The following is a 2,621-nucleotide window of genomic DNA, read 5'->3' as shown; positions in this document are numbered from 1 at the left end:
TTCAGGGCCATCGAGCCGCTGGCATCCACCAGGAACACCACCAGGGCTCCGGCCTTGCGCTGCAGCAACTTGGCGCGCAGATCGCCCTCTTCCACGATGACGGAGCGTCCCGGCTCCCGTTCCCGTCGGATTTTCTGGTACGGCGCCGCCGCCCGCAGGGTCGCGTCCACGGCGATGCGGCGCACCGGACCGCGGGGCAGCATCGGTTTCACGTAGCGCCCGCGGCTGTCGCTGAGGACGACCGATCGGCTGCCGCTGTTGCCACTTTTGGCCTTGGCGGCATTGAACAGCAGCAGATCCGGATCCACGTCGATCGCTTCGGGATCGAGCATGAACTCCTCCGGCACCGCCGGTGGGGCCTGGTCCTCCGGACTGTCCTCGTCGGTGTTCTCCTCGTCGGAGTCGTTGTCATCGTTGTTGTCCTCCGGTTCGTTCTCCTCCTCGCCGGAGCCTTCCGGGGGAGGTGGCGGGGGATTGTCCTCCTGGTTTTGGTCGTCGCCCTGGGGCGGCGGCGGCGGCTCCTGATCCTGCGGCGGGGGTGGTTCCATTTGCTGGTCCGGCGGCGGCATCTGCGAAGCGCGCGGTGCGATCACCAGGGCAACGGCCACCTGGAGATCGTCGGCTTCCACCCGATCCCGACCGCTGAGGGCGGCATGGGCCTTGGCCACCCGCACGGCATAGAGCTCGGAGCGGTGCCCTTCCACGCCGCCACGGATCGCCTCGGTCACCAGATATTCGATCTGTTCTCGGCTGATCTGCACATCCGGCAGCCACTGGCGTGCCAGCAGCAATTGGGTTGCCAGGGCATCGGTTTCTTCACCCCACTTCTCGGCAAAGGAGCGGCTGCATTGGCCGTGGCTGAGCACCGCGCCGGTGATCTCCACCCGCTGTTCGTTGCTCACAAGCTGATTGGCCGAAAGCGCAATCGCGAAGCGATCGAGCAGGTGATCGCGAACGTTGCCTTCTTCGGGGTTGTAGGTGGCGATCAGCAGAGGCCGGCAGGGGTGGCTGAGGCTGAGGCCCTCGCGCTCCACCCGGTTTTCGCCGCTGCCAACCGCCGCCAGCATCAGGTTGACGATGCCGTCATCGAGCAGGTTGAGCTCGTCGACATACAGCACCCCCCGGTGGGCATCGGCCAGCAGGCCGGGCTGGAACACGGCGCTGCCGCTGGAGAGCGATGCGGCTACATCGACGGCGCCCACGAGCCGATCTTCTGTGATGCCGAGGGGGATTTGGATGAAGGGTGCGGGGATCACCTTGGAGGGAGGGTCCCCCGAGATCTGGTTGCGGGTGGTGTCATCCCATTCCTCGGGATTCTGCGGGTCGAGGTTGCGGCCCACACCGCTCTCGCTGTCGAGGATGTCGATCGGTGGCAGCAGGGCATGGAGGCCCCGGGCCAGCACGGATTTACCGGTGCCACGCCCGCCGGCGATCACCACGCCGCCCAGGCCCGGATCAACGGCCGCCAGCAGCAGGGCCAGCTTGAGCGTGCCGTGGCCGGTGATCGCGGCCAGTGGAAAAGCACGGGTTGCCTGGTCGTCCTTCACGACTGCACCGCTTGCCACCATGGAGGCGTCCCATCCCGCTTCGTGCGCGCCAGTCTCGCTGATGCTGCCCTCCGATGCTTCAGCACTGGCCATTGCGCTCGGGGCGAATCGGCCGAGCGCTGTCGGCACGCCCCGCGACACGCTGCTGGCGGTGCGGCCGCTGCTGGAAGCTGAGCTGCGGCAATGGGCCAGTGAACCGTTGGGGTTCCGCTGGTCCGACTTAATCGATACCGACCCGGTGGGGGGTCCGCCGGATCAGCCCCGCTACTGCAATGCGGTGGTGTTGGTGGAGGGTCTCAACGGGCCCGCGACGGAGCGTGCAGCGCTGGCGCTGCTGGATCTGCTGCAAGCGCTCGAGCGCCATTTCGGCCGTAATCGTCGTGTTGAACAACGTTGGGGGCCGCGAACGCTGGATCTCGATCTGTTGTTCTGGGGTGAGGTCCGTTTGGATCACCCCCGGTTGGTGCTGCCCCACCCCCGCTTGCATCTCAGGGCGTTTGTGTTGGAACCACTGCTGCAGGCGATGCAGGGGGCGGCTCCACCACGATCACCTGATCGGCCTGGTTCAGAAGCTCCGGGTCGTGGCTGCTGATCAACATCAATCGCTGTTGCGCTCGTTCTTGAATCACCGCCCGCACCTGCTCGGCGGCGTTGGCGTCCAGAAAGGCTGTGGGTTCATCGAGCACCTCGACGGGTTTGTCGCGCAGCCAGGCGCGCAGCAGGCCCAGGCGATGAATTTCTCCTCCGGAGAACGGATCCTGCGCCAGGGCCAGTGGGGCGTCGAGGCCGCCCGGGCGATCGAGCAGGTGCACGAGCCCCAGCCGCTCCAGCCAGGCTTCGATGTCTTGCTGTGGGCACTCAGCCCCCAGCAGCAGGTTCTCGCGCAGGCTTGCCTCAAACAGCACGGCGTTCTGGGGCGCGTAGGCGATCAGCTGGTGCATCTGCCGAGCGCCGCCCAGCCCGCTCAGCTTCCAGGTCTCCCCATCGAAGCTCAGCGTCCAATGGCTGTCTTCTTCGCGGAGCAATCCGCAGATCCGATCGAGCAGGGTGGTTTTGCCGCTGCCGGAGGGTCCG

3 protein-coding genes are annotated in these 2,621 nt (G+C 66.7%); 1 reads left to right on the top strand and 2 read right to left on the bottom strand.

The genetic code is table 11. The annotated features are described in order from the left end of the window. Window positions 1–1,568, bottom strand: a 1,568-nt coding sequence (locus tag ACGVKB_RS11880; RefSeq protein WP_392351942.1) for an ATP-binding protein, incomplete at its 3' end; no start/stop codon positions are given. Window positions 1,569–1,608: 40 nt separating this feature from the next. Here ACGVKB_RS11880 and folK point away from each other — a divergent pair. Continuing rightward, window positions 1,609–2,139 (top strand): 2-amino-4-hydroxy-6-hydroxymethyldihydropteridine diphosphokinase, encoded by a 531-nt coding sequence (folK, locus tag ACGVKB_RS11875; protein ID WP_392351941.1) that lies wholly within the window; start codon window positions 1,609–1,611, stop codon window positions 2,137–2,139. Here the strand turns inward: folK and ACGVKB_RS11870 are convergent. Beyond that, window positions 2,036–2,621, bottom strand: a 586-nt coding sequence (locus tag ACGVKB_RS11870; protein WP_392351940.1) for an ATP-binding cassette domain-containing protein, incomplete at its 5' end; no start/stop codon positions are given. The genes folK and ACGVKB_RS11870 overlap by 104 nt on opposite strands.

It is taken from the genome of Parasynechococcus sp. (assembly GCF_042954325.1).
In the GTDB taxonomy this organism is placed as follows: Bacteria; Cyanobacteriota; Cyanobacteriia; order PCC-6307; family Cyanobiaceae; genus Parasynechococcus.
Note: the sequence above shows the minus strand (reverse complement) of the source record. Positions and strands in the feature narration are given on the sequence as shown.

Bases quoted from the DNA above. Each gene is read 5' to 3' on its own strand.
- folK (WP_392351941.1), top strand. From the start codon at position 1,609: ATGCTGCCCTCCGATGCTTCAGCACTGGCCATTGCGCTCGGGGCGAAT.